A 26121-nucleotide genomic window follows, 5' to 3' on the forward strand; every position below is an offset into this window, starting at 1 on the left:
ATTTCTATGAATACAAAACTTTTCTTTGTTTTATCTGAATACCCTGTCCGTATTTTCATCTGTATGGCCGCTTCCGGCGGGATGCTCCCTCAAAAATTCCATATTTTCCACAGAGTCAATATCATACAGTTCTTCCGGTCTTTCGACGATGATCTCCCGGATCCGCTGCGGATATTTTTTCATGATCTGCCGTCCGCCGCTGTCTCCGTTCAACTGCATCAGCTCGCTGAACAGATCCTTCGGAAACAATACCGGATTACCCCGGCGGCTGCCGTCGCTGCATACGCAGATATCATCCGGCGACTCCCGAAATGCTCTGAACATACGACGAAGGGTCTCTGTCTTAAGCATCGGCTGATCACAGACCATGAAACAGCAGCCGTCTGCTTCCCGCTGCGCGTCCAGTCCCAGACGGAGCGACTGGGAAATCCCCCGTTCCGGATGATCGTTCCAGATCACGCGGATGCTGCCCGGCTCCGCAGAGGATACAAAGCTTCCAGACTCCTCAAAAGCCCCTGGATCCACGGAGCTCCCGGCCCCCGCATTCTTCCACCGCTCCACATACTCCCGGATCTCCGGATACCGCGTCACCACGCAGATGCTGTCCGCCTCGCTCTCTGCCGCCCGACAGAGAGCATGGGCAAAGAGAGGCCGGCCGCCAAAGTATTCCAGCAGTTTATTTTTCCCGTATCGTTTTCCGGAACCGGATGCCATGAGAACCACGGCAATGCGAGGCCTGTTCTTTCCCGGCGGGTTCTCTGCGCCGCCCTGTTTCATCACTTCTTGTTCAGTCCCATAAATACCTGCTCGCTGGTGATCGGCAGAGTACGGAAACGAAGACCGGTCCCGTTATAAACGGCGTCAGCAATAGCCGGGGATGGCGTATTGATGACAACCTCGCCGATGGATTTGGCTCCAAATGGACCGGTCTTTTCGTAGCTGCTCTCAAAGTCCACCCGGACGCGTCCCATATCCAGACGGGTCGGAATCTTGTAACTGATAAAGTTCCGGTTCTTCAGCTTGCCCTTAGAAGTATACTGAATGTCCTCGTAGAGGGCCATGCCGATACCCTGCACGAGACCTCCTTCGGTCTGCACCCGCGCCAGATTGCTGTTGATGACCGTACCGCAGTCCACTACGGCTGCATAATCAACCGGAATAATCTTTCCTGTCTCAAGATCAATCTCAATCTCAGCGGCGCCTGCCATAAACGGAGGCGGGGATACGCTTGATGTATTGGATGCCGCCGCGGTAATGATCGTTCCGGAACCTGCCTGCAGGCAGGTTACCAGATTAGAAAGTTCCATAAAATGTTCCGGATTCTTCTTTTCGCTGATGAGCGCGCCATCGAATTCCACCTGTTCCGGACGAAGACCCATGAGAGGCGCCGCCTCCTCGCATATGCGTGTCCTCATCTGCTCGCAGGCCTTCACCACAGCCATACCGGTCACGTAAGTGGTGCTTGACGCATAAGAACCACTGTCATACGGAGACTGATCCGTATCCACGCCTCGAACGATGATTTTGTCATAATCGCAGCCCAGGCCGTCTGCTGCCATCTGCGCAAGAATGGTGTCACAACCGGTTCCCATATCAGAACAGCCGATCATCAATGTGTAAAATCCGTCGTCATTTAATTTGATCTGAACAGATCCCACATCGCAGTCGTTGATGCCGGAACTCTGCATGGAGAGAGCCATGCCTACCGCCCGGATAGTGTGCGGTCCGGTCTTCACGTAGGGATATTTCTTATCCCAGTCGATCATCTCCTTCACCCTCGCGATACAACGGTCCAGAGCGCAGGATTCCGTAGTCTGGCCATAATAGTTGCTCAGACGATCTCCTTCCCGGACAATATTCTTCTCCCGCAGCACGGAAGGGTCCATGTCCATCTTGTGCGCCAGTTCATTGACCGCCGACTCCACCGCAAATATTCCCTGAGTCGCGCCATATCCCCGGTATGCTCCGGCTGAAAGTACATTGGTATAAACCACATCGGAGCTGAAACGGAAGGCGTCCAGATCCCGGTAAAGCGAGATGGACTTCGTGCCGGACAGATCCACTGTGGTCGGTCCGTGCTCCCCAAACGCTCCGGTGTTGGATAGTGTGTGCAGGTCGATGACACGGATCTTGCCGTTCTTGTCCGCACCGATGCGGACGGACATCTGCATCTCGTGCCGCGGTGAACCGTGGATAAAACACTCTTCTCTTGTATAGATAATCTTCGATGGTTTTCCCGTCATGTAGGTGACAAAAGCCGGATATACCTCACAGACCGCCGTCTGCTTCGCGCCGAAGCCTCCGCCGATCCGGGGCTTCACCACCCGGACGTTTGACTTGGCAATGTTTAACGCCCGCGCCACGATTCTCCGCACATGGAACGGAATCTGTGTGGAGGAAGTGATCTTCAGTCTTCCGTAAATGTCTTTCTCAGCAAAAGCTCCGAACGGCTCCATCATGGCCTGGTTTACCGCCTTGGTGTGATATACCTCTTCCACCACATAGTCGCAGTCGGCAAGCACCTGATCCACATCGCCCTCTCCCCGGCTCTGAGAAGCACAGAGATTACGCTTCGGATCTGTTCCCCTGCCTTCCTTTGCCACATAGTTATCTTCCGGATGTATGATAATGTCATTATCCAGAGACTTTGTAAAGTCAAGAATCGGCTCCAGCACCTGATATTTTACCTTGATGATCCGCAGCGCCCGGTTGACGCACGCCTCATCTTTTCCTGCCACAATAGCCACCGGATCGCCAACATAACGGACTCTCTGATCCAGAATCAGACGATCGTCGGGACTCGGTTCCGGAAAGGTCTGTCCGGCCTCGGTAAAACGTGTCTGCGGCACATCCTTGTAAGTAAAAATAGCCGCGATTCCCGGCACCTTTCTGGCCGCGTCGGTCTTGATATCTTCAATGATTGCATGGGCGTGCGGACTGCGCAGCAGCTTGATGATCAGACAGCTGTCCGGCGCCAGATCGTCGGTGTACACCGGTCTTCCGGACAGAAGTGCCTCCGCGTCTTTTTTGACGATTCCCTTTCCCACAAATCTGGTTTCTTCCATATGACTTACTGTGCCTCCTCTATCTCAAAATATTTGGCTAACGCCCGGTATTGTCCCTGATATCCGGTACAACGGCAGAGATTGCCTGCCAGATATTCTTTCATTTCCTCTTCCGTCGGATGCGGATTCTCCTTCTTTAATGCCAGCACATTCATGATAAGACCCGGACTGCAGAAACCGCACTGATCAGCTCCCTCGGCAGCCAGAAAGCGGGAAAACTCCGCGGCTTCTTCCTGCACTCCTTCCAGAGTCGTGATATGCGCTCCCTGCACCCGCGCAGCAGGCACACCGCAGGATAACACCGGTTTGCCGTCCACCCAGACGGTGCAAAGACCGCAGTTACCTGTATCACAGCCCCGTTTCATACTTTTTAAATTCATGCTCCGCAGAAAATCAAGCAGCATCATATCAGGGCGGATGTCTGCCTGCACTTTTTCTTCATTTAAAAATACTTCTATCTGCATGTCTCATCCTCCGTAAGTTCTGTAAGCGCCCGCACGATCAGCACTTTGGCAAGTTCCTTCCGATACGCGGCGCTTCCTCTCATATTGCTGCCAAACTCTGCCTTTCCCGCTGTCTGTTCCGCATATATCTCTCTTTCTCCGGCATCTTCCGGCGTATGAAGTTCCACATCGCTGATACAGACTGCCCGTTTTGGTCTGGCTCCCAGTACCGTCTCAAAACCATTTTCTTTCCGTGCAACCGCGCAGGTCAGCACCGGAAAATCTGTCTCTGTCAGTCTGTAACTCTGATAACAGACGCGGCGTCCGTCTTTCTTTACATAAATGTGAGTCAGAATATCATTGTCCAGAGGCATCTCAGCGAACTCTCTGAGAGGTATTGTTCCTCCCTGATACAGCTCCACATAGCTGTCGCATGCCAGAAACGCTGTCAGTACGTCAGAAAAACCAAACCGCGGGAAAATACTTCCTCCCACTGACGCCAGGTTTCTGAACTGTACCCCTACGATATGCCGAACAGCCTCCTGGAATACATTTCCAAAAGCTGTTTTTAATCCTTCATGAACTTCCAGCTGCCGGAGTGTTACCATACATCCGATGCGAAATCCTTCCGCATCTTCCTCAATCTGATCGAGACCCAGGCGGGACAGATCTATGGCATTCTGAATGGCCCGGTGTCCCATCTTCAACCAGAGATTCCCGCCGATAATAATATTATTTCTCCCTTTTTGCTTCAGGTCATAGGCCTGGTCCAGGGAATCGGCTATCACGTAATTTTTTACCGTATACATACGTACTCTCCTTTGTACTGCATTTCTGCTACTTTCTGTCAGCTTACCGGTATCTTTTCTGAACAAAAACATCGGTACACCGGTATAGTTCTTCCATTATACATGAAATCATGCATTAATGAAAGAATATTTTCAGTATTGCCGGATTCAGATAGGCCTCTCCATAACAGCCCAGTACAAACATGAGGATACAAAAACCCGCCACCACAATTTTGTTTTCAAAAATCTTTCCATTTTTCATAAAAGAAAAACGTTTTTCTGTGGAAAACATATACATTTTAGATAAAGGAGTCTTCTGAAACAGATAAATATAAATGGCACATAGTAATATTCCATAAAAAATGTAATGAGGGATCAAAAAGCCGATTCCTTTTATCATTCCCGGCCATCCGTAATAAAGCACCAGAGTGGAAATAAAAAATCCCATAAGCACAGATACGAGAAAATCAAGAACACAAAACACCACATAGGGCGAAAATATAAACAGACAGACAAAAAATATGAGAAGCTGCCGGAACCTCACCAGGCAGACATACGAAAAAAAGGCACTGGTATCCAGTCCCTTCAACGACTGTATGTATTCCACAAATCCCAGAAAATCTGTCGTCCGAAACAGATTCATCTGAATAGATAAATTAATGAAAACCGAACCCAGCAGCAGTCCCGCCACATAAAGAATACAAAGAAATCGTTTTCCTTCAATGGTATAATACATATTTCCTGGATGCCCCCGGCATCACTCCTCCTCCCCTTTTTCTTCCTGTTATTCATTGTATTCGGAAAACTTTCTTTTATACATGGGAAATATACCGGATTTCTGCCGGTAATTACGGAGACTAAAATTTGATTTCACACAAAAAAAACAGAACGCCTTATTTTTATCAAATAAAGCATTCTGCTTTTCTATGGTTTTGGACGATCAGCCGACCGTCTTGTTTTCTCAAACATTATTTTGCATATGCAATCTGTCTGGATTCACGGATCACATTGACTTTAATCTGTCCAGGATAATCCAGCTCGCTTTCAATCTGCTTGGAAATATCTCTGGCCAATAAAATCATATCCGAATCACTTACCTGTTCAGGAACTACCATTACTCGAATTTCTCTACCGGCCTGAATGGCAAAAGTCTTATCAACACCTTTGAAGGTGTTAGCTATTTCTTCCAACTGTTTCAATCTCGTCGTATACGTCTCCAATGTTTCACGTCTGGCACCAGGTCTCGCAGCGGAAATAGTATCTGCCGCCTGTACAAGACAGGCAATCAAACTGGTCGGTTCAACGTCTCCATGATGAGATTCCACAGCGTTTATTACGACTTGAGATTCTTTGTATCTCTTACATAAGTCAACACCTATTGAAATATGAGAGCCTTCCATCTCATGGTCTACGGATTTACCGATGTCATGAAGCAATCCGGCTCTTTTTGCCAAACGTACATCTTCCCCAATCTCTCCAGCAAGGAGACCGGCCAGCTGTGCTACTTCAATGGAATGCTTGAGAGCATTCTGTCCGTAACTTGTCCGATATTTCATCTTACCAAGCAGACGAACCAGTTCCGGGCGGATACCGTGCACACCGACTTCCAGTACGGCAGCCTCGCCTTCCTCCCTCATGATCTGCTCTACTTCATTCTTAGCCTTTTCGACCATCTCTTCAATTCTCGCTGGATGAATCCTTCCGTCTACAATCAGCTTCTCAAGAGCGATTCTTGCCACTTCTCTTCTGACAGGATCAAAGCTTGATAAGATGACTGCTTCCGGAGTATCATCAATTATTAAATCAACGCCTGTCAATGTCTCAAGGGTACGGATGTTCCGGCCTTCACGCCCGATGATCCTGCCCTTCATCTCATCGTTCGGCAGCTGAACTAAAGAAATTGTTGCTTCCGCCACATGATCTGCCGCACATTTCTGAATTGCTGTGACGACATACTCTTTGGCTTTCTTGGCTGCATCTTCCTTGGCTCTGGTTTCCATTTCCTTCACCATAACAGCCATCTCTCGTTTTACATCATCTTCGACAGTTTTAAGCAGATAGTCTTTTGCTTGTTCAGAGGTTAAACCTGAAATTCTTTCCAGTTCCTGCAGACGTTTTGCATGCAATTCCTCAACCTTTGCTCTTTGCTTCTCAAGCGCACTCTCCTTGTGAGAAAGAGACTGTTCCCTCTTCTCAAGGGCGTCTGACTTACGGTCAACCGCTTCCTCTTTGTTCAGAACACGTTTCTCATATCTCTGGAGCTCCGCTCTGCGTTCTCTGCTTTCTTTTTCAAAATCGTTCTTTGCCTTAATGGATTCTTCTTTTGCTTCCAGCAATGCCTCCCTCTTCTTCGATTCGGCAGTCTTTAAAGCATCGTCAATAATCTCTCTGGCCTTCTCCTCCGCACTGCCAATCTTCGCCTCCGAAACCTTCTTACGATAGTTCATGGCGATCACGGCCGATATCGGAGCAGTCAGAACAACTGCAATAAGAACAGCAATCACAGTGATTGGACCCATATCTACAGGAGCACCTCCTTATTTAATTTTCATTATACGAAAACATGACCTATACGATGGTATCAGTCATGCCAAAGTACAACACTTAGATTCTAAACTTTTTTTAATAAAATGTCAAGCAGAATCTATATGGCAAAATTCTTTTTATTATTCATGTTGCACATAACCTTTTACAAACCGCTTTCCTTTCCTGTCAGTTTATAACAAAATAAATCAGGTGCTCCTTAATAATCAGAAGTTTCGGGGCTTTCCGCGGCATGCCGGACAAAAACGGATCAGTCCTTTTCCCTGGTCTCCTCCAGAATCTTACGGATCAGTCCGGCCGGATATCCTTTCCGGTAGAAATGCGCGCAGGTCTTCTGCACAGCCACGGCATCCAGCTCGGGGAACTTCCGGATATATTTGATCACATGGGGACGGATATCTTCCTCCTCCTGACTGCCTGCCTCCTCAAACAGCGCATCCAGTATATGCCCGGCAATACCCTTCCGGGACAGTTCCATACGGATCTGCCGGTAGCTCTTCTGTCCTTTTTTGTAATACAGGTATTCCTTTGCATAATTCTCATCGTTCACATAGCCCTGTTCCTTTACAAAATCGAGAGCCCGTTCCACAGAAAAAGAATCATTCAGCGACGCAGCCAGTTTTTCTCTCAGCTCCTGCTCCGTACAATCCTTTTTAACCAAAATTCCGAGAGCCCTTTTTCTGGCTCTCGGAACCGCGTATTCTTCCCGCAGCCGGCAGAACGTCTCCTCACTGATCCGGTCTCCGTCCGCAAGCTTTTGTTTCCTGATCTCTCCCGGATAGAGATAGATGCCTTCCTCGTACTCCGGTTTCACGCATATCTTTTTTCCCTTTGTCTCATACATATGAATGACAAATTCCATAACGTCACTCCGGCTTACTCTGCCTTATCTGCCGGTGTGCCGGCAGTTTTTCCGGAAGTGTCCGCTGACGCTGTCCTGCCGGCCTGCGTCTGATTCTCCTCTTCCGGCAACTCATCGGAAAGTACATCTGCCGGAAGTCCGTAGAACGCACGAACCTTATTCTCCACATCCTGCATGATATCCGGATGTTCCTTTAAGAAGATCTTGGCATTCTCCCTGCCCTGTCCGATCTTCTCTCCCTCATAGGAATACCAGGAACCGCTCTTGGCAACCGCTCCCACCTTCACACCCAGGTCGAGGATATCTCCCTCTCTGGAGATTCCCTGGCCGAACATGATATCGAACTCCGCCTCACGGAACGGCGGCGCCACCTTGTTTTTGACCACCTTCACGCGGGTGTGGTTGCCGACAATCTCGCCATTCTGCTTGATGGCCTCCACCCGGCGCACATCCATACGCACGGAAGCGTAGAACTTAAGAGCCCGTCCGCCTGTGGTCGTCTCCGGATTGCCGAACATAACGCCGACCTTCTCACGGAGCTGGTTGATAAATACCACCACGCAGTTGGACTTGTCAATCACACCGGTGAGCTTACGCATGGCCTTGGACATCAGACGGGCGTGAAGGCCCACCTGCAGGTCGTCCATATCACCGTCGATCTCCGCCTTCGGCACCAGAGCCGCCACGGAGTCGATGATCACGATATCAAGAGCGCCGGAACGGATCATCGTCTCAGCAATCTCCAGCGCCTGCTCGCCGTGATCCGGCTGGGAAATGTAAAGGTTATCAATATCCACGCCAATCTTCTTGGCATACTGCGGATCAAGAGCGTGTTCCGCGTCAATAAATCCGGCAATACCGTCTCTCTTCTGTGCTTCAGCAATCATATGTAAGGCTACCGTCGTCTTACCGCTGGACTCCGGGCCGTAAATCTCAATGATTCGTCCCCGTGGAATTCCTCCGACGCCAAGAGCCACATCCAGACTGATGGATCCTGTCGGAATCGCTTCCACATTGATATTGGCAGAGGCATCTCCCAGTTTCATTACGGAGCCCTTGCCAAAATTCTTCTCAATCGCCGCTACCGCGTTATTCAATGCGGTAATCTTTTCATCTCTACTGCTCATAATTCCATCTCCTTTTGCTGCGATTCTCCGGGATAGTATAACACAAACCCGAAAACAAAACAAGTGTTCCCGAAAATTTGTTCGTTTTTATCGATTGTCCACTTTTTCCGGATACAGATCATGACGCTCCAGACGATAAGCCGCCACTTCCTCCCAGCGGGTGCCCGGCTTTCCATAATTGGTGTATGGATCGATGGAGATTCCTCCCCGCGGCGTGAACTTGCCCCACACCTCGATATACTTCGGATCCATCACACGAATCAGATCCTTCATGATGATATTCACACAGTCCTCGTGAAAATCCCCGTGATTGCGGAAGCTGAACAGATACAGCTTCAGAGATTTACTCTCCACCATGCGCACATCCGGCACATAAGAGATATAAATGGTGGCAAAATCCGGCTGTCCCGTCATCGGACAGAGACTGGTGAACTCCGGACAGTTAAATTTTACAAAATAATCGTGGTCCTGATGTTTATTGATAAAGGTTTCCAGCACCTCCGGGGCGTAATCCTGCGGGTACTTCGTACCCTGATTGCCCAGAAGGGAAACACCGGAAAGCTCTTCTTTCGTTCTTGTACTCATTTTCTCTTTCCTTCATTCCTAAAATTCTTTGCATGCGGTATTTTTATAGACTGTAAAATAATAAATCAGATCAAAATAAGTCTGTTCTTCCCCGGTCTCCGCCAGCTCCCAGCCTTCTTCCTTATCGAGATCCGGCATCCAGGTATCCGCCTCATAACCGTAATCCAGGCGGGTCACATAGGCGTCCTCACAGTATGGAATCATCATCCGGTAAATGCTCTCCCCGCCGATAATAAAAATCTCTTCGGTATATTTTTTCAATTCTTCCCGCAGTTCCTCTTCACTGTGCACCACTACTGCGCCTTTTCCGTCATAGTTCTGCTGGCGGGTCAGTACGATGTTGACGCGGTTTGGCAGAGGTTTTCCTCCCGGAAAGCTCTCCAGTGTCTTTCTCCCCATGACCACCACATTTCCTTCCGTCAGACGGCGGAAGTTCTTCATATCATTGGAAATGCGGACCAGCAGCTCATTGTTTCTTCCAATGGCCCAGTTCTTATCTGCCGCTACGATTATATGCATGATATACTCCTCCTCATTTTCTTAAATAGCCACCGGTATATTTTTCACCTGAGGCCCCGCCTCGTAATCTTCGATGATAAAATCATCCACCGTAAAATCATAGAAGTTCTTCACATTCGGATTGAGCGTCACCTTCGGCGCATCGTAGGTCGGTCTTGTGATCAGTTCTTTGATGATCGGGATATGCCGGTCGTAAATGTGGGCGTCCGCAATCACATGCACCAGCTCTCCCGGCTCAAATCCGCTGACCTGGCTGATCATCATAAGAAGCGCCGCATACTGCACCACGTTCCAGTTTCCTGCGGTGAGCACATCCTGGGAACGCTGATTTAAAATGGCATTCAGCTTGTTGCCCGTCACGTTGAACGTCATACTGTATGCACACGGATAAAGGTTCATCTCGTGGAGATCGGCGTGCACATAGATGTTTGTCATGATACGGCGGCTGTACGGATTATTTTTCAGGTCAAAAAGCACCCGGTCCACCTGATCCATCTCTCCTTCTTTATACTGATGCTTCACGCCCAGCTGATAGCCGTAAGCCTTACCAATGGAGCCGTCCTCATCCGCCCAGGAATCCCAGATGTGGCTGTTGAGATCGTGAACATTGTTGGATTTTTTCTGCCAGATCCATAAGATCTCATCAATGGCAGAACGGATGTAGGTTTTACGCAGGGTAATGGCCGGAAACTCTTTTGACAGATCATAGCGGTTGATGATTCCAAATCTCTTCAGAGTGTAGGCATACGAACCGTCCTCCCATTTCGGACGCACTTTTTCCCCCTCGGTACTGTATCCGTTTTCTATGATATCTTTACACATGGCAATAAACAGGGTATCTGCATAGCTCATTTTTTTCCCTCCAAAATACTTTACGGTATTTCTTTCTGTTTTTGATTTTAATTTTGTCTCTCCGATTCGGTAACAGTTCCGCCATAACATCTCTTGTTATCATATTCTTCCCTGTGATTGATTTTCTCTTAAAAAAGTATTAGAATATAGAGAACAGGCAATACTAAATCGTAAGTAAAGTTTCTGACTTTACGTTACAGGAAGGATGTTACCATGAAAAAATCTAAACTTATTTTTGCTGCAGCCGCTGTGATAGGCATCTTCGCCGGCATGTATCTTCTTCTCCGGTTTGTAAAGAATCTTTTCGAAGATTATGCGGAAGAAGACTTGTTTGATGAAGACGCTGACCTTGATTTCATCGATGAAGATTTCGAGGGAGAGGACGACGTACCTCCTGTCAAAGAAGAAAAACCTGCAAAGGCGTCTTCCAAGGTGCGCCGCGGTTATATTCCGATCAAGTTCCACAATGCTGAGACTGCTGAGTAATCTTTTGAGGCTGCAAAATTTATTTTGCAGCCTTCAACATTTCTTTCATCTCTTCCACAGTAAATGTGTAATGAGAATTACAGAAATGACAATTTACCTCAATAGGTTTTCCTTCATCAATCATTTCCTGCAAATCCTTTTTTCCCACACTGATGACCGCTTTTGAAACTCTCTCTTTTGAGCAGTTACAATAAAACTGTGTCGGAATCCGGTCCTCCACTTCCATGTCAAAACCTTCGAACAGTTTTTTCATCATATCCTCCGGCGTCTCTCCCGCATCCAGATGGGTAGTCACCGACGAAAAATCTTTCAAACGATCTTCAAGAGCAGCGATCACTTCTTCCTCCGCAAACGGCATCATCTGAATGATAAATCCACCGGCCTGACGCACGGTATTATCCTTATTCATGAGAACGCCCAGCGCCACAGAGGTCGGAATCTGCTCGGATGTAGCAAAATAATAGGTCAGATCTTCTGCGATCTCGCCGGAAACCAGATGGGTCTGTCCCGAATACGGTTCCTTTAATCCCAGATCCTTTATGACGGTAAGCACTCCCAGATCCAGTGCCTTTCCCACATCAAGTTTGCCCGCCTTGCTTGGCGGCAGCATCACATCTTTATTATAAACATATCCTTTTACATTGGCTTTGGCGTCGGCCGTCACTACAAGACCGCCGATCGGCCCGCTGCATTTTATCTGAATAGTGATCACATCACTGTCATTTTTGCACATGGTTCCCATCATGGCGCCCGCTGTCAGCAGACGTCCCAGCGCCGCTGTTGCCACCGGGCTTGTATCGTGATGTTTTCTTGCTTCCTCCACCAGATTTTTAGAATAAGCGGCAAAAAAACGTACCTGGTGGTTTGCCGCCATTCCTCTTATAATATAATCTTCCATTTCTGCTTCCTCCTTCTGATCGCCTCTGCCGGCGGTTCATTTGTTTATTTGGCCAAAGCCTCAACTTTCTTTCCCCGCTCCCTGGCGGCGATCACAATCCTCTCGCTGTCCTCACGGGCAGGTTCCGCTGTGTATCCATCCCATGCTTCCAGGAAGGTGAGTCCTGCCTGATCCAGCAGTTTTTTCATTCTGTCCAGTGTATAGCCTTTCTGCACGTGCTGCTCCTGAAACTTACGGAACAAATCTCCCTGTTCCTGCACAAATACACTTAAGTCGATATAATTGAGATGCTCCTCTTCGTCATACTCGTTATACCAGATAAAACTCACGTCATCCCGATCCTCAGCGATGACGCTCTCTCCCATCAGATCCCGGTATTTATGCTCCGTATTAAAATCAAAGAGAAAGACGCCGCCCGGATCGAGATAATTATTGACCAGGGCAAATACCTGCGCAAGCTCCTCTTCCTCTGTTACATAATTGATACTGTCACAGACAGAGATCACAGCCCGGACAGTTCCGTAAAGTTCAAATTCTCTCATATCCTGCAGCAGATACAGGCAGCTCTCCACTTTCCCGCAGGCTCTCTCCCTGGCGATCTGGAGCATATCCACCGAGGAATCCACGCCGATCATGTCGAAGCCCCGCTGCGCCATGAGAGTCGTAAGCTTTCCGGTGCCGCAGGCCAGATCCAGCATCAGCCCGTCCGTGATCCCATATCCTTCCAGTTTTGTCTGAAGAAAATCTGCCCATTCCTCATAAGGGACATTGTCCATCAGCTCATCATATACTCTGGCAAAATTCTCATAGGTTTTCATATGATTTCCCCTTTACAACAGCGGCGCAAAAATTCGCAGGATTCCCTGCACCAGCTGGAAAAACATATTTTTCCGGCACAGTTCCGCCGTGATATTTGTACAGTCTTCCAGCGTGCGAAGAATATCATTCTTAATATCCATCACTGCGGGACATTTATAGAGATAAATCCCGTTTTCAAAGTGGAAATACAGACTGCGGTAATCAAGATTAATAGTTCCCACCGTGGCGAACTTGTCATCACAGACCGCCACCTTGCTGTGGACAAAACCCGGACGGAACTGAAAAATGAGTACGCCGCCCTCCACCAGCTGCTGATAATAGGACTGCGTCGCAAGAAACACCATCTTTTTGTCCGGGATACCCGGGGTAATAATCCTCACATCCACCCCTCTCTTCGCCGCCAGAATCAGCGCTGTGATCAGTTCATTATCAATAATCAGATACGGGGTGAAAAAATAAATATAATGAACAGCATTATTAATAAGATTCAGATATACACTCTCTCCCACACACTCCGCATCCAGGGGATGATCGGAATAGGGCAGAATGATCCCCGGCGCATCCGTTTTCAGGTGACTCGTATACGCTTCTTTATTATAGAGGAAACGATTATAGTCAATTTTGTCAGCAGCAAATGTATTCCACATCTGAAGAAACATCATGGTCATACTGTGAACCGCCTTGCCGGAAAGCCGCACGCCATTATCTTTCCAATATCCAAATCTCTGCTTCTCGTTGATATATTCATCGGCAAAATTAATGCCGCCCGTGTAAGCCGCCTGGTCGTCGATAACGAGAATCTTCCGGTGATCGCGGTTATTAAATACCGTGGACAACACAGGAACATAACGGTTAAAGACCACACATTTGATTCCTTTTTCCCGCAGCGTCCTGTCATAGTGAGCAGGAAGGACAAAAATACTTCCCACATCATCGTACATTACCCGGACGTCCACACCCTCTTTTACCTTTTCTTCCAGAATCTTCAATATGGAATTCCACATGATTCCTTCTTCGATAATAAAATATTCCAGAAAAATATATCTCTTTGCCTTTTTCAAGTCTTCAAGCATAGCCTCAAAGCACTCTTCACCGGTGGGATAATACGTGATCTCCGAATCTCTGCATGCCGGAAATCCCGACCGGTTCTCCAGGTAATACACCTGTCCCGCCGCCACGGTGTCTTCTTCGTTCAGCTCTTCCTGTATCTTCGGGTCAAAAACCAGATATCCGGCGCTTTCCTGAAGCGTAGACTCCATCTTTCTGCGCATGTTCCGGATAGGTTTCTTTCCTCCGATAAAAAGATACAACAGGCCGCCGAAAATCGGAAACATTAATATCACCACGATCCAGGCCAGCTTGACGGCCGGATTATCGTTGCGCCGTATAATATACAGGACCACAAGCATGCTGAGCACACGAAACGCAATGGAGATCATCTGGCTGTAGGAAGTAAAACGGATAAACAGCAATGCGATCCATACAATCTGCAGCAATATCAACAGAGACACGATAGCCATACGATGTGTAAGATATTTAAAAATTTTTCTCATACTTTCCCTCCTGCTTTCGTATCTTTTTGCTGCGCGTTTCACGGTACGAATCCGTTCCACTCTTCTGCCCGCGCGTTTTCTTATTCCTCACCCGCATGCTCCTGCCAGCAGATCTCCAGATATTTTCCCAATGAAAAGGAATAAATATAGCTGTGCATCACCTTTTTATCCAGAAGCTGCTCAAGGGCTGTCTTATAATATAACATCTGCATCTTATATCGGTCAAGAAGAAGACTCTCCTCTCCCTCCGAAACGTAATCCGTTTTATAATCAAAAAGCCACAGTCCCTCCTCATCTTCTCCGCAGGCATCTATGACTCCCTGTACCACGATCAGTTCTTCTTTTCTGACAGCATCAGAGCCGGAAACAGCCTGTGCCGGGGAACCTCCGGTCCCAGGATAAAACAACGCAGATGAAATCCCAACGGTAAATGGCAGCTCCCGGCGCAGTCTTCCTTCCCGGTCCATCTTCCGTATCATCTCCCCGACTTCCGAAAACAGAAACTGCTCCGTCCCCCGGTACACCGCCTTCATGGAGATTCGGGCGCAGTCTGCATAAGACTCTTCGATGCGCTGCAAAGCTTCAAACAGATCTTTTTTTGTCTGAATCTCCCCAAACGGAAGCAGCTCCATGATTTTATGGACGATGGTTCCGCGGGCGGCGCCGGAAACTTCTTTTTGCTCTTCTGACAGGAAGCGGGGCTTCGGAGTTTCTTCGGAATCACTTTCCGTAACCCTGTTCTCCTTCTGTCCGTTCACCACAGGTATGCCGGATTCTCTCAATGCCGGCAGTTCTTCCGGCAGCAGCGCTATGTCCTCTTCCGTCGCTTCTCCGTCTGAAAGCGGCGTCATAGATAATCGTTTTAATTCGGAAACCGCGTATTTCCGTTTCCATCCGGCTGCCTCCCGGTATGGATACACGAAAGAAAATGCCTGTTTCACCGGAGAAATATCTCCCTGCATTTCCTCCTGATTCATGTACTCTTCCAGAGAAACCGCCGTCTTCTTTTGTTCCTCTCGGAAAAACTCTCCTTCCAGCTCATGGAAATGTACCTTCTTCACAGGCAGCTGTGGAAGGAGCGGCAGCAGCCAGTCCATGAAGCTTTTGGCCGCCAGTTTTTTCTCCTGAGACAGAAGCGGACGACGGGACTGTGCGTTCTCCGCTTCCTCTATTTTGTCCGCTTTGGCGATTCCTGTCAGGATCAGCTTCCGCTGTGCCCGGGTCATGGCCACATACAGAATCCGCAGTTCCTCCTCCAGTGTCTCTTTCTTCATCTGCTCCCGGATGGCTTTTTTCATGAGAGAAGCGTGATGGACCCGGGCATTAAGATCCACATATTCCAGACCGATTCCCATTTCCGGATGAAAGAGCACCGGACGATTGCCGTCCATGAGATTAAAACGCCGGGACAGACCGCTTACAAAAACAACCGGGAATTCCAGACCCTTGCTTTTGTGAATGGTCATAATCCGCACCTGATCGCTGTTGTCCTCTTTCAGGGACGCGCTTCCAAGCTCCACCTCATAGGTGCGCAGCTGCTCCATATAGCGCAGAAAATAAAACAGTCCCTTAAATACAGTTTTCTCATAGTCCTCCGCCTTCTGCAGCAGCATCAGCAGATTCTCCTTCCGGGTCTCGCCTTCCGGAAGCATCTGCATCTGATAAAAAACACCGGTCTTTCTGTATATTTCCCACAAAAGCTCATGGAGAGGCATCTCCTTTTTCTTTCTGCGGAAATAAAGGAGCTGCTTCGTGAACCGGGACAGTTTATCCCGAAGTTCTTCATCTTCCCCCTCCGCCAGATATATTTCTATCAGATCATACAGCGCATACTCCTGCCGGGACGGAATCTGCGTCAACACCCGGAGTCTTGCCAGCTCCTCCTCGGTCAGGCCGCCCATGGACGACAGCAGCACCGACGCCATGGGAATATCCTGATATACATTATCCACAATGGCCAGATAATTAAGAACAAGCTGCACCTCTCTGCTCTGGAAATATCCGGTTTTGCTCTCGCAGACCGCCGGAATCCCCGCATGACTCAGCAGCTCCGCCATGACTTCCGCCCTTCCCGCGCCGGAACGCAGCAGGATAACCATATCCTTAAATGTATAGCCTTCCTCCAGAAGCTCCCGGATCCTCCGGGCGATCATGGCCGTCTCCGCCTCCACGGAATTGACTTCCACCGCCAGATTCTCTTTCTCCTCGTCTTCCACCAGAAGAAGCATCTCCGACTGCTCTGTTTCCTTTTCCATGGGACCGCCCTTTCCGGGCCTCAGAGCAATCTCAGATGTGTAGTCCACACCGCCGAACTGTCTGTCCATCAGGTTCTCAAACACCTGATTGGAAAAAGACAGCACACCCGGCACACTCCGGAAGTTATCCCGCAGTTCGATGCGCACGCCGCTTGTTCCGCCGAAGCAGTTCTCCTGCCCGGCGCAAGCCTCTTTTTCTTCTCCCCGATAACTGTCATAGCGGGACAAAAACAAATCCGGTCTCGCCTGACGGAACCGGTAAATGCTCTGCTTCACGTCTCCCACCACAAACAGGTGGTTCTGTCCTTCCCGGCAGATGGCATTTAAGATGGTCTCCTGCACCAGGTTGGTGTCCTGGTATTCGTCCACAAAAACTGCCTTGTATTTTCTGGACAGTTCCTCCGCCACGGCGGATGGCGCCGGGCATCCATTTTCATCATAGGATTCTACCAGTAACGAGAGCGCGATATGTTCCAGATCGTCAAAGTCAAAAACATTTTTTTCTTTCTTGGACTGAAAATAAAGTTCTTCATATCGCGCCGACAATGTAATCAGTTCTTCCAGAAACGGACGAAGCTCCCGGTTTTCCCGGCAGAGCTCTTCCGTCTTCCAGAGAAAATACGCTTCCTTCATCTGCTGCAGCTCTTCCCGAACATCCTTATGGAGCGCTTTGATCTCTTCCAGATACGGCCACTCTTTCTCCTTTTTATTGGCCCTCGGAAGGTCCGGTATGGTCATTCCGTCAAACCGGGCGCAGAAATCATCGAACTGCTGCGCCAACAGCAGATGACTCACCATTTCCTCGTCTTTTTGCAGCAGCTCAAAAAAACGTTCCGGCTCCGGAACGCCCTGAAACAGCTTCCTGCCTTCGGCAATGCGGTCGGAAAGTTCCGCAAGCTGTCCCCGCGCCTTTGCGGCGAGGCTTCGGATCGCACGACTATCCCCGATAGTGTCTGTCGACTCCAGCAGACCGCTCTCTTTTCGCACCTGCAAAAGCCACTGCTCCCTGTCCGGGAACCCCCGGGAAAACCGGTAAAATTCTTCGATGAGAGTCTCGATCATCCGGTCGTTTTTGCCCGGGGAATACGCCTCCACAAACCGGTGAAAAGATTCTCTTTCACTGCCGTAGGCCTCCTCCAGCACATCTTCCATAGCTTTCTGGCGCAGCAGAAACAGCTCTCCTTCCTCACCGATCCGGAAAGAGGGATCGATACCTGCCTCGTTGAAATGTGTCCGTATCAGACGATTGCAGAAGCTGTGAACCGTGGAAATATCCGCATGCTTCATCATCCGGATCTGCCGCCGCAGCCTGCGGTTCTCCGGCTCCTTTTCCAGCCGGGCGTCCAGTTCCGCCGTGATCCTCTCTCTCATTTCTTCTGCCGCCGCGTTGGTAAAGGTCATCACCAGAAAGCCATCCACGGACAGCGGATGCTTTTCGTCAAGAATCATTTCCGCCATCCGGTTGACAAGAACCCTTGTCTTTCCGGCTCCGGCTCCGGCGGATACCAGAATATCACAATTTCTCAGCCGGACAGCCTGTTCCTGTTCTCTTGTAAAATTCATCTAGTCCACCTGCCTTCCGTCGCTTTCCGGCATATGCTCTGCCATGTCTTTCCGTATAGCGTCAAGCGCTTCTTCCGCAGACTGCTTTTTAAAATCCCGATATGAATGGCCTTCCATCCGGGCGTCAAAGCCGCACACGGAATTGTACGGACAAAAATCACAGGCCGTCCCTTTTTCGTTCTTGTAGGGGCTGACCGGAATCTTTCCGTCATAGATGGCTTCGCCCATCTCCGTGATCTTGCGCCGCATATAGCGGCCAATAGTATGAAAATCATCTGTGGAGAGAACCGCCGCGTTTTTATAAGGCGTTCCTTTTTTGGTCAGACGTATGGACGCCGACACAAAGTTCTCCCGCCCCTCTTCCAGTTTATTTAAAATATCCGCGTCCCCGTTGGCGTAGCCGGACATCCGAAAACTCTTTGCGGCAGTTTCCGCATCGGCGCTGTCCGCCCTTAAGATAGGATCCTTCAGATTATAATAGAACATTCCCGCCGGAACTGCTTCCTTTCCCGTATCGTTCTGATAGATCTCCGAGGCCACGTTCATGTAGATGACCAGCTGCATCTGAAGGCCGTGATACAGGTCGCCCAGATCAAAGTTCTCGATGCCGGACTTATAATCAATGATCCGCAGGAGAACCCGATCCTCCTCCTCACAGACGTCCACCCGGTCAATGTAGCCTTCCAGCTGCATCCGGTTTCCGTCTTTTAAGGGCAAATGTACCGCCGCCAGCTTGTCCGTCCGTCCGAAATGCAGTTCAAACCGGTCCGGCTCCATCTGACTGTGTTCCAGATGCATTTTCAGCACCCGAACCGTCCTCTTCAGGATTCGTTCCACCACGCGGACTTTGTACTGATTTCTGGCAGAACTCTGCAGCACATCCCCGGCGTCCTCTCCTGCGGCGTTCTCCACCGCAGCCATGATCCATTCATCCGCCACCGGTTCCGGAATGTCTTTCCAGTGATAATCGGACTGTTTCAGCCGCCGTGAAAAAAACTCCAGCGCACGATGAAATAGATTCCCAAGATCCACCGGCCGCACAGTATATTCTTCCCGTTCCCGAAGCTCCAGTCCGTAAATGCAATAGTATTGATACGGACACGCCGCAAACCGTTCCAGCCGGGTGACGCTTCCCTTTAATTCCCTGCCAAAAATTTCCTCCATCAGTTTTCTTGGCAGCGTCTTTCCTGCATCTGCTCTGTCCTTCTGCGACCAGAGAGCCAAAAGCTTTTCCCGAAGGCGCTCATCTTCATACCAGTACCGCAGCAGCAGACGAAACGGAACCGTCGTCTCCTGTCCGTTTTTTACGGCGTGCAGACCGTCAATGAGAAGCTCCCTGCTGTCTTCCTCGTTAAAATAGTACCGCGGCTCTTCTCCCGGATAACTTCTCTCTTTTAACTGCGGAAACAGCCGGAGACACTCTTTTAAAAGCGGTGACGGGCTCTTGGCAGCTCCGCCGTTGTCCTGGGCGGCATAGGTAAAATACAGCTCCCGCTCCGGTCTGGACAGGGCAAGGTAGATGTACAGATCATCTTCCATGGACTGCTCATCCAGACATAAAGACAGATGAATCCCCTCTTCCTCCAGAATCTGTTTCTCATCGTCACTGATCATCCCTTTATCTTCCAGGGACGGCGGGATATTACCGTCATTCATGCCGGCGATAAACAGAACCTTCACATCCGGCAGTCTGGTTCTCTTCAAATCCCCGAGAATCAAAGCGTCCGCAGACAACGGCGGCGCGCCAATCTCCAGGGCGTCAAGACCCGCGTCCATAATCTGTGCCAGCTCCTCCACCGGCATTGTCTCCTCACCGAAAATCCCCACGATCTTATCCAGCAGATTAAGGATCAGCTGAAAAAGCTGCCGGTATTCTTTTTCGCGGACATACTCGCCCTCCTGTCCGGCAAGCTCCGCCAGGGCCTCTAACTTTCCGTCATATCTGAGACGGCACATGGCGTTATAGAGTGCCTCCATTTTCTCCCGTACACTGCTCTGCTTCTCCCGAAGCATCTGCGTACATTCCGCAGTCTCAAAGAGAAGCTTCTCCCGAAGCGCCTGCAGCCGCTGCGCCCGGCTCTCCTCTATCCGGCTCATCCGCCTTGTAAAAGGCTTTTTCCACATGGAATAGCCCCGGATACCCGCCCAGATCACATAGTTTTCCAGAGTATCCGTCTCCTCGTCGGTGAAATCAGACATGCCGGATTTCAGATACCGGAACACGCTCTCATAGGAATAATCCGTCACTGCCAGATGAAGAAGCGCCCGCAGCGTCTCCACGCCGGAATGATAGGACACCCTTCTCTTGGTATCTTCAAACAAAGGGATCTGCAGGATATCCGCCTTTCTCCGAAAGGACGAGGCGTACTCATCCACATTTCCCGTCAAAACAGCAAAATCCCGGTAGCGGTATCCTTCTCTTCTCACCATCCGCTCAATCTGATGGAGAATATACTCCGCCTCCCCGTCCGGATTGCGGCATGCCGTCAGATGAATGTGAGACACCTCTTTCTCATAATGTTTCCTCCGGGAACGGAATAAATATTTCTCAAGAAATGTCAGTTCATCATTCTGAAACCTCGGCGGTCTCTCCTGATGCAGCCAGACCGGCTCCTCCATCTCGGTGCCGGCCTCCTGACAGAGTCTGGCTAACGCCTGCACGGTCTTTTCGCTGAAATGGAACAGCTCGCTGCCGGATGCGCTGCCCGGGCTTTTGGCAGCCTGACCTGAAAACGCCGCTTTTCCATTCGCATTGCCCGGGCGCATCCCCGGACCCTTGCTAAAGGGCGGCGCATCCATGGTAATGGACACATTGACCTGCAGACAGATCTTCAGCAGCTCCCGCAGAAACTTCATCTGCACCGGCGTAAAACCGGTAAAACCATCCAGATAAAACACGCCTTCCCGAAGCATAGCGGAGAACGGCGCCAGCTCGCTCAGCACATCAAGAATCTGCTCCGCCACCATGAAACGGCTGGATATCTCCTGATCGAAGTATTCAAAAATCTTGCCCAGTTCCCTGCACTTGGCTTCCAGCCCCGGATATTCGGATAGTGTCCCGTCAAGTCCCTGCATCTGTTCCCAGGTGACGCCGTAGCCGATACACTCTATCAATATAGATTTCAGCTCGTCCACAAATCCGGCCTTCCGGATATTTCTTTTGAAAAAAGGAAATTCCTCCTCGTGCTCTGCGAGGATTCTGCGCAGAATGAGAGATACGCCCAGATCTTCCAGGATGTCTTTGGGCTGAAACCCGCACTCATCAAATACCCGGTAGGCAAGCCGGTAAAAGCTCAGCACATCAATGTTGAAATATCCGTGCTTCGGGTGGCTCTCCACCAGCTTTCGCTGCATTTCCAGACTGAACTGCTCCGGAACGATGATATAACAATTCTGTTTTGGATTCTCCTCGGACAGACGGATGGCTTCCTCTAACACAAGCCGGGTCTTTCCCTGTCCGCTGCTTCCCGCAATGATTCTAAGAGACATGCTTTCCTCCTGCTCTTACTTCCAGTTTGCAAGCTCCTCCCGCAGGGTGGACAGAAGCTCCTCCTCCGGAACCTTCCGGATGATCTCTCCTTTTTTGATAAGTAGACCTTCTCCCACGCCTCCGGCGATGCCGATATCCGCCTCTCTCGCCTCTCCCGGCCCGTTGACCACGCATCCCATGACGGCCACCTTGATATTCAGATGGTCAAATTCTGTCACCATCTTCTCCACCTCGCCTGCCAGAGAAATCAGATCAATATTCGTTCTGCCGCAGGTCGGGCAGGAAACCACCTCGATGCCTCCCTGCCGAAGCCCCAGCGTCCGGAGGATCTGCTTAGCCGAGGCAATCTCATTAACCGGATCGCCGGTCAATGATACCCGGATGGTATCGCCAATGCCCTGATGGAGAATGATTCCCAGCCCGATGGCCGACTTAATGTTGCCGGAGTATACCGTTCCTGCTTCCGTGATGCCCACGTGGAGCGGATACGGACACTGCGGCGCAAGAAGCTCATGAGCACGGACGCACATAAGCACATCAGACGACTTAATGCTCACCACCAGGTTATCATAGCCCATATCCTCAATCATCTTAACCTTATCCAGGGCGCTCTCCACCAGTCCTTCCGCTGTCACTTTACCGTATTTTTCGATGAGATTTTTCTCCAGAGAACCGCTGTTGACGCCAACGCGGATCGGCACGCCAAATTCTTTCGCTTTGTCCACCACAGCCTGCACCTTCTCGGCAGAACCGATGTTGCCCGGATTGATGCGGATCTTATCCGCTCCGTTTTCCATAGCTGCGATTGCCATCCGGTAATCAAAATGAATATCCGCCACAATCGGAATATGAATCCGTTTCCTGATCTCTCCCAGTGCCTTTGCCGCTTCCAGTGTAGGCACCGTAGAGCGGACAATCTCACATCCCGCCTTCTCCAGCGCGTGAATCTGCTCCACTGTGGCTTCCACATCTTCTGTCTTTGTGTTGGTCATGGACTGAATCAGTATTGGGTTGCCTCCGCCGATGACACGATCGCCGATTTTAATTACTTTTGTGTGTTCTCGATACATTTTCTTCTCCTTTTCCTTCTGCATACTTTTTTATCATCCCAAAGGAACAAAAGACTGCCGCACAAAATCTCCGGTTTTCTTCCCGTTCTTTTTCTGCAGCAGTCTTGTTTTCCACTTTGTTCGCCAAAGTCTTATGTCATAAAGATATTTCTGATGTCATTTGCCATAACAAAAACCATAAAGGCCAGCAGAATGACCAGGCCGGCAAAATTCACCATTCCTTCTTTTTCCGGGTCAATCTTCTTACGCCGGATGATCTCAACGATAATGAACAACAGCCGCCCGCCGTCCAGAGCCGGTATCGGCAGCAGGTTCATAACGCCCAGGTTGGCGCTTAACAGAATCGCAAAGCTTGTAAGGCTCAGAGCCGCTGTGCCTATGCCGTAGACAATAGACTGTTCGTAGGTATCCCCAATCATATTGACGATACCCACCGGCCCTGACATATCGTTTACGGACGCTCTGCCGCTCACCAGATACTTCAGACTTAAAAAAGTGGACTTGATCTGATAGCGCACTTCCAGAAGACTGTACTTTAATGTTCCAAGCAGTCCCACATCTGTATCATCGGTCATGGTAACGCCAAGAAGATAGGAACCGTTCTCTTCATGTCTGTTCACTGTAACGGTGTTCCTCACACCGTCTCTTTCATAGGTGACGTCCACCTCCGGCGTGTCTGTATGCATGAAATTATACAGACTGATTTCCCGGAAGTTGTAAATGCGGGAGCCGTCGAGACGCACGATCCGGTCTCCTTCCTGCAGTCCCGCCTCGTAAGCCGCACTGCCCGGCTCCACATTGCCGACCACCGCCGGGTCCGCTCCGCCGAAGCCTACCACAAACAAAGCCAACACGAAGGCCAGAATAAAATTAAAAAACGGACCAGCAAAAATCACGGAAAACCGGGCGAGGGCGGACTTGTTTCCGAAAGCTCTCGGGTCGTTGTTCTCCCCGTCCTCACCCAGCATCACACAGCATCCTCCGAAAGGAAGACATTTGATGGAATATTTTGTCTCCCCTTTCTGAATGCCGAAAAGGGTCGGTCCGATTCCAATGGCAAATTCTTCCACACAGATGCCGTTTTTCTTTGCCAGAAGAAAATGCCCCAGCTCATGTATGATAACGATCAGGCTGAAAATAAGTATTGCCAGAATAATGCTTAACATGCTTCATCCTCGTCTTTCTAATTCTTCTACACAGGTCTGCGCCTGCTTTCACACAATTTTTATTCCAGTCATAGATTTGTTGTCTCCTATCCGATAAAAGAGTATACCCACTGTTCCGTGGCAAGAATCTCTTCCAGCGACGGATTCTCCTTTATCTGATGTGCGTTCATACATTTCTCTATCAGACGGATAATCTCCAGATATCCGATCTCTCTCTTCAAAAACTTCGCCACCGCTTTCTCATTGGCAGCATTGAAAACTGTCGGCATGGTTCCTCCTGCCTTTCCCGCATCAAGAGCCAGGGAAAGGCCCCGGAACACCTCGTAGTCCGGCTTCTCAAAGGTAATACTCTTTAAGGTTCCGAAATCCAGCCGTTCGCCGGAAAGATGTCTTCGCTCCGGATAAAAAAGGGCGTACTCGATAGGCACCTTCATATCCGGCGTGCCAAGCTGTGCCAGAATGGCGCCGTCCACGAACTGCACCATGGAATGAATGATGCTCTGCGGCTGCACCACCACTTCGATCTGATCATAATCCACATCGAAAAGCCAGCGGGCCTCCATCACTTCCAGTCCCTTGTTGACCATGGTGGACGAATCGATAGTGATCTTCTGTCCCATGGACCAGTTCGGATGCCGGAGAGCGTCCTCCAGCGTCACCTTCTCAAGATCCTCCAGCGTCTTTCCGCGGAACGGGCCGCCGGACGCCGTCAGGAGAATCTTATCCACGTCCTGTCTGCGGGCGGAATGCAGGCACTGGAATATGGCCGAATGTTCGCTGTCCACCGGCAGAATGGACACGCCGTATTCCTCTGCCATCGGTATGATCAGATGTCCGGCCGTGACCAGCGTCTCCTTGTTGGCAAGAGCAATGTCTTTTCCCTTGCGGATTGCTTCCATGGTCGGAAGAATCCCCATCATGCCGACCACGGCGGTGACGACCACATCGCTTTCTTCCTGTCCTGCCACAGCCACAAGACCTTCCATGCCGTGAAGCACAGTGACGCCGCTTCCCGCCAGTTCACGCTCCAGTTCCAGCGCCAGCTTCTCGTCAGAAAGACTGACAAGAGACGGATGGAACTCCGCGATCTGTTCCTTCAGTTTTTCTTTATTGCGCCCGGCGGCAAGAGCCGTGACACACAGTTCATCCTTATGTTCCCTCACAACCTCCAGGGTCTGCGTCCCGATGGAGCCTGTGGAGCCAAGTATCGCTATCTTTTTCATTGAAAATCCACCACCAAAGTCAGTAAATAATAAATAATCGGCGCTGTAAATATAATGCTGTCAAACCGGTCCAGAATACCTCCATGTCCCGGAATCAGATTGCTGTAATCTTTGATCTCATAATTTCTTTTTATGGCTGAGGCTCCCAGATCTCCCACAATGCTGATGAGCCCTCCCATCGCGCATACGAGAGCGAACGCCGGCGCCAGCGCGTAATCTTCCGTAATAAAATTCTCCGCAATGAGACCATACAAAAAGCCCAGCACCCCGGCGCCAATGACACCGCCCACCGCGCCTTCGATAGTCTTTTTCGGACTGAGCACCGGAGACATCTTATGTTTGCCAAACAGCCGTCCGGCACAGTAAGCCAGGGTATCGTTGCCCCAGGCGCTTAAGAATATGAGAACCACCATATAGGCGCCGTTCTCCAGAACACGCACCTTGTATATGCAGGACAGCATGACTGTAACATAAAAAATTGAAAAAAATGCGATAGCCACACCGGATATCTCATATTTAGGAAACGTAAATACATAAACGACAAACAGCATCACAAGTATCAGAAGCATCAGAGGTATATCATACTGATTCAGATTCAGCAGCACCAGTACATAATACAAAACAGCTCCCGAGTATGCTATTACAGCCAGGGCTGACTTCTCAATTTTTATCACATGAAGCAGCTCGTACATTCCAATGAGGGAAATTCCCGCCGTCACAAGCAATGTCAGCATTCCTCCGAAATACAGGGTGACAAATGCGATGATGACGAGAATGATCCCGCTGATCAACCTTTGCTTAAACATAAATCTC

21 protein-coding genes are annotated in these 26121 nt (G+C 49.7%); 1 reads left to right on the forward strand and 20 read right to left on the reverse strand.

The features are described 5' to 3' along the window. Window positions 1-30: 30 nt before the first annotated feature. From B5F87_RS09335 to thyA, 11 genes are all read right to left on the reverse strand, one after another. A complete protein-coding gene (locus tag B5F87_RS09335; protein WP_087280213.1) occupies window positions 31-777 on the reverse strand; it encodes a nucleotidyltransferase family protein in 747 nt (248 codons plus the stop codon). Continuing rightward, window positions 777-3065 carry a molybdopterin cofactor-binding domain-containing protein gene (locus B5F87_RS09340; RefSeq protein ID WP_087280216.1) on the reverse strand — a complete coding sequence of 763 codons (2289 nt, stop codon included), beginning with the start codon at window positions 3063-3065 and terminating at the stop codon, window positions 777-779. Before B5F87_RS09340 ends, B5F87_RS09335 begins: the two co-directional genes overlap by 1 nt. Window positions 3066-3070: 5 nt before the next feature. Further along, on the reverse strand, window positions 3071-3529 hold the full coding sequence (locus tag B5F87_RS09345; protein WP_087280219.1) for a (2Fe-2S)-binding protein: 459 nt from the start codon (window positions 3527-3529) through the stop codon (window positions 3071-3073). After that, window positions 3520-4317: an FAD binding domain-containing protein gene (locus B5F87_RS09350; RefSeq protein ID WP_087280222.1), complete on the reverse strand. Its 798-nt coding sequence runs from the start codon at window positions 4315-4317 to the stop codon at window positions 3520-3522. Before B5F87_RS09350 ends, B5F87_RS09345 begins: the two co-directional genes overlap by 10 nt. 115 nt (window positions 4318-4432) lie before the next feature. Then, entirely contained in the window at window positions 4433-5032 is a 600-nt protein-coding gene (locus B5F87_RS09355) for a hypothetical protein (RefSeq protein WP_087280225.1), read from the reverse strand. Window positions 5033-5264: 232 nt separating this feature from the next. Beyond that, window positions 5265-6815: a ribonuclease Y gene (gene rny, locus B5F87_RS09360; RefSeq protein WP_087280228.1), complete on the reverse strand. Its 1551-nt coding sequence runs from the start codon at window positions 6813-6815 to the stop codon at window positions 5265-5267. 275 nt (window positions 6816-7090) lie between these two features. After that, a complete protein-coding gene (locus B5F87_RS09365; protein WP_087280231.1) occupies window positions 7091-7702 on the reverse strand; it encodes a regulatory protein RecX in 612 nt (203 codons plus the stop codon). 14 nt (window positions 7703-7716) lie between these two features. Next, window positions 7717-8829, reverse strand: coding sequence for a recombinase RecA (recA, locus tag B5F87_RS09370; protein ID WP_087280234.1), 1113 nt, complete (start codon window positions 8827-8829; stop codon window positions 7717-7719). A gap of 87 nt (window positions 8830-8916) precedes the next feature. Then, window positions 8917-9414, reverse strand: coding sequence for a preQ(1) synthase (queF, locus tag B5F87_RS09375; protein ID WP_087280238.1), 498 nt, complete (start codon window positions 9412-9414; stop codon window positions 8917-8919). 18 nt (window positions 9415-9432) lie between these two features. Further along, entirely contained in the window at window positions 9433-9933 is a 501-nt protein-coding gene (locus B5F87_RS09380; RefSeq protein WP_087280241.1) for a dihydrofolate reductase, read from the reverse strand. A gap of 21 nt (window positions 9934-9954) precedes the next feature. Beyond that, window positions 9955-10785 (reverse strand): thymidylate synthase, encoded by an 831-nt coding sequence (gene thyA, locus B5F87_RS09385; protein ID WP_087280475.1) that lies wholly within the window; start codon window positions 10783-10785, stop codon window positions 9955-9957. 213 nt (window positions 10786-10998) lie between these two features. On the opposite strand from thyA, the gene B5F87_RS09390 reads away from it, so the two are divergent. Further along, complete coding sequence (locus B5F87_RS09390; protein WP_087280244.1) at window positions 10999-11271, forward strand: hypothetical protein; 273 nt, start codon at window positions 10999-11001, stop codon at window positions 11269-11271. A 19-nt stretch (window positions 11272-11290) separates the two neighbouring features. Here B5F87_RS09390 and hslO read toward each other — a convergent pair whose 3' ends face one another. The 9 genes from hslO to B5F87_RS09435 form a co-directional block, all read right to left on the reverse strand. Beyond that, entirely contained in the window at window positions 11291-12169 is an 879-nt protein-coding gene (hslO, locus tag B5F87_RS09395) for an Hsp33 family molecular chaperone HslO (protein ID WP_087280248.1), read from the reverse strand. Between the two features lie 44 nt (window positions 12170-12213). Continuing rightward, entirely contained in the window at window positions 12214-12987 is a 774-nt protein-coding gene (locus B5F87_RS09400) for a class I SAM-dependent methyltransferase (protein ID WP_087280251.1), read from the reverse strand. A gap of 12 nt (window positions 12988-12999) precedes the next feature. After that, window positions 13000-14541 (reverse strand): cardiolipin synthase, encoded by a 1542-nt coding sequence (gene cls / locus B5F87_RS09405; protein WP_087280254.1) that lies wholly within the window; start codon window positions 14539-14541, stop codon window positions 13000-13002. Window positions 14542-14621: 80 nt separating this feature from the next. Next, entirely contained in the window at window positions 14622-18359 is a 3738-nt protein-coding gene (gene addA, locus B5F87_RS09410; protein WP_087280257.1) for a helicase-exonuclease AddAB subunit AddA, read from the reverse strand. Continuing rightward, window positions 18360-21848, reverse strand: a complete 3489-nt coding sequence (locus tag B5F87_RS09415; protein WP_087280260.1) for a PD-(D/E)XK nuclease family protein — start codon at window positions 21846-21848, stop codon at window positions 18360-18362. Window positions 21849-21863: 15 nt separating this feature from the next. Next, entirely contained in the window at window positions 21864-22943 is a 1080-nt protein-coding gene (ispG, locus tag B5F87_RS09420) for a flavodoxin-dependent (E)-4-hydroxy-3-methylbut-2-enyl-diphosphate synthase (RefSeq protein WP_087280263.1), read from the reverse strand. Window positions 22944-23050: 107 nt separating this feature from the next. Continuing rightward, window positions 23051-24085 (reverse strand): RIP metalloprotease RseP, encoded by a 1035-nt coding sequence (gene rseP / locus B5F87_RS09425; RefSeq protein ID WP_087280266.1) that lies wholly within the window; start codon window positions 24083-24085, stop codon window positions 23051-23053. An 86-nt stretch (window positions 24086-24171) separates the two neighbouring features. Continuing rightward, on the reverse strand, window positions 24172-25308 hold the full coding sequence (locus B5F87_RS09430; RefSeq protein WP_087280269.1) for a 1-deoxy-D-xylulose-5-phosphate reductoisomerase: 1137 nt from the start codon (window positions 25306-25308) through the stop codon (window positions 24172-24174). Further along, window positions 25305-26114 (reverse strand): phosphatidate cytidylyltransferase, encoded by an 810-nt coding sequence (locus B5F87_RS09435; protein WP_087280272.1) that lies wholly within the window; start codon window positions 26112-26114, stop codon window positions 25305-25307. Before B5F87_RS09435 ends, B5F87_RS09430 begins: the two co-directional genes overlap by 4 nt. Between the last annotated feature and the right edge of the window lie 7 nt (window positions 26115-26121).

Origin of the sequence: Eubacterium sp. An3, assembly GCF_002159465.1 — a bacterium.
GTDB classification, from domain to species: domain Bacteria; phylum Bacillota; class Clostridia; order Lachnospirales; family Lachnospiraceae; genus Anaerobutyricum; species Anaerobutyricum stercoris.

Coding starts and splice junctions, on each gene's coding strand:
- B5F87_RS09335 (WP_087280213.1), bottom strand. CDS start 777: ATGAAACAGGGCGGCGCAGAGAACCCGCCGGGAAAGAACAGGCCTCGC.
- B5F87_RS09340 (WP_087280216.1), bottom strand. CDS start 3,065: ATGGAAGAAACCAGATTTGTGGGAAAGGGAATCGTCAAAAAAGACGCG.
- B5F87_RS09345 (WP_087280219.1), bottom strand. CDS start 3,529: ATGCAGATAGAAGTATTTTTAAATGAAGAAAAAGTGCAGGCAGACATC.
- B5F87_RS09350 (WP_087280222.1), bottom strand. CDS start 4,317: ATGTATACGGTAAAAAATTACGTGATAGCCGATTCCCTGGACCAGGCC.
- B5F87_RS09355 (WP_087280225.1), bottom strand. CDS start 5,032: ATGTATTATACCATTGAAGGAAAACGATTTCTTTGTATTCTTTATGTG.
- rny (WP_087280228.1), bottom strand. CDS start 6,815: ATGGGTCCAATCACTGTGATTGCTGTTCTTATTGCAGTTGTTCTGACT.
- B5F87_RS09365 (WP_087280231.1), bottom strand. CDS start 7,702: ATGGAATTTGTCATTCATATGTATGAGACAAAGGGAAAAAAGATATGC.
- recA (WP_087280234.1), bottom strand. CDS start 8,829: ATGAGCAGTAGAGATGAAAAGATTACCGCATTGAATAACGCGGTAGCG.
- queF (WP_087280238.1), bottom strand. CDS start 9,414: ATGAGTACAAGAACGAAAGAAGAGCTTTCCGGTGTTTCCCTTCTGGGC.
- B5F87_RS09380 (WP_087280241.1), bottom strand. CDS start 9,933: ATGCATATAATCGTAGCGGCAGATAAGAACTGGGCCATTGGAAGAAAC.
- thyA (WP_087280475.1), bottom strand. CDS start 10,785: ATGAGCTATGCAGATACCCTGTTTATTGCCATGTGTAAAGATATCATA.
- B5F87_RS09390 (WP_087280244.1), top strand. CDS start 10,999: ATGAAAAAATCTAAACTTATTTTTGCTGCAGCCGCTGTGATAGGCATC.
- hslO (WP_087280248.1), bottom strand. CDS start 12,169: ATGGAAGATTATATTATAAGAGGAATGGCGGCAAACCACCAGGTACGT.
- B5F87_RS09400 (WP_087280251.1), bottom strand. CDS start 12,987: ATGAAAACCTATGAGAATTTTGCCAGAGTATATGATGAGCTGATGGAC.
- cls (WP_087280254.1), bottom strand. CDS start 14,541: ATGAGAAAAATTTTTAAATATCTTACACATCGTATGGCTATCGTGTCT.
- addA (WP_087280257.1), bottom strand. CDS start 18,359: ATGAATTTTACAAGAGAACAGGAACAGGCTGTCCGGCTGAGAAATTGT.
- B5F87_RS09415 (WP_087280260.1), bottom strand. CDS start 21,848: ATGTCTCTTAGAATCATTGCGGGAAGCAGCGGACAGGGAAAGACCCGG.
- ispG (WP_087280263.1), bottom strand. CDS start 22,943: ATGCAGAAGGAAAAGGAGAAGAAAATGTATCGAGAACACACAAAAGTA.
- rseP (WP_087280266.1), bottom strand. CDS start 24,085: ATGTTAAGCATTATTCTGGCAATACTTATTTTCAGCCTGATCGTTATC.
- B5F87_RS09430 (WP_087280269.1), bottom strand. CDS start 25,308: ATGAAAAAGATAGCGATACTTGGCTCCACAGGCTCCATCGGGACGCAG.
- B5F87_RS09435 (WP_087280272.1), bottom strand. CDS start 26,114: ATGTTTAAGCAAAGGTTGATCAGCGGGATCATTCTCGTCATCATCGCA.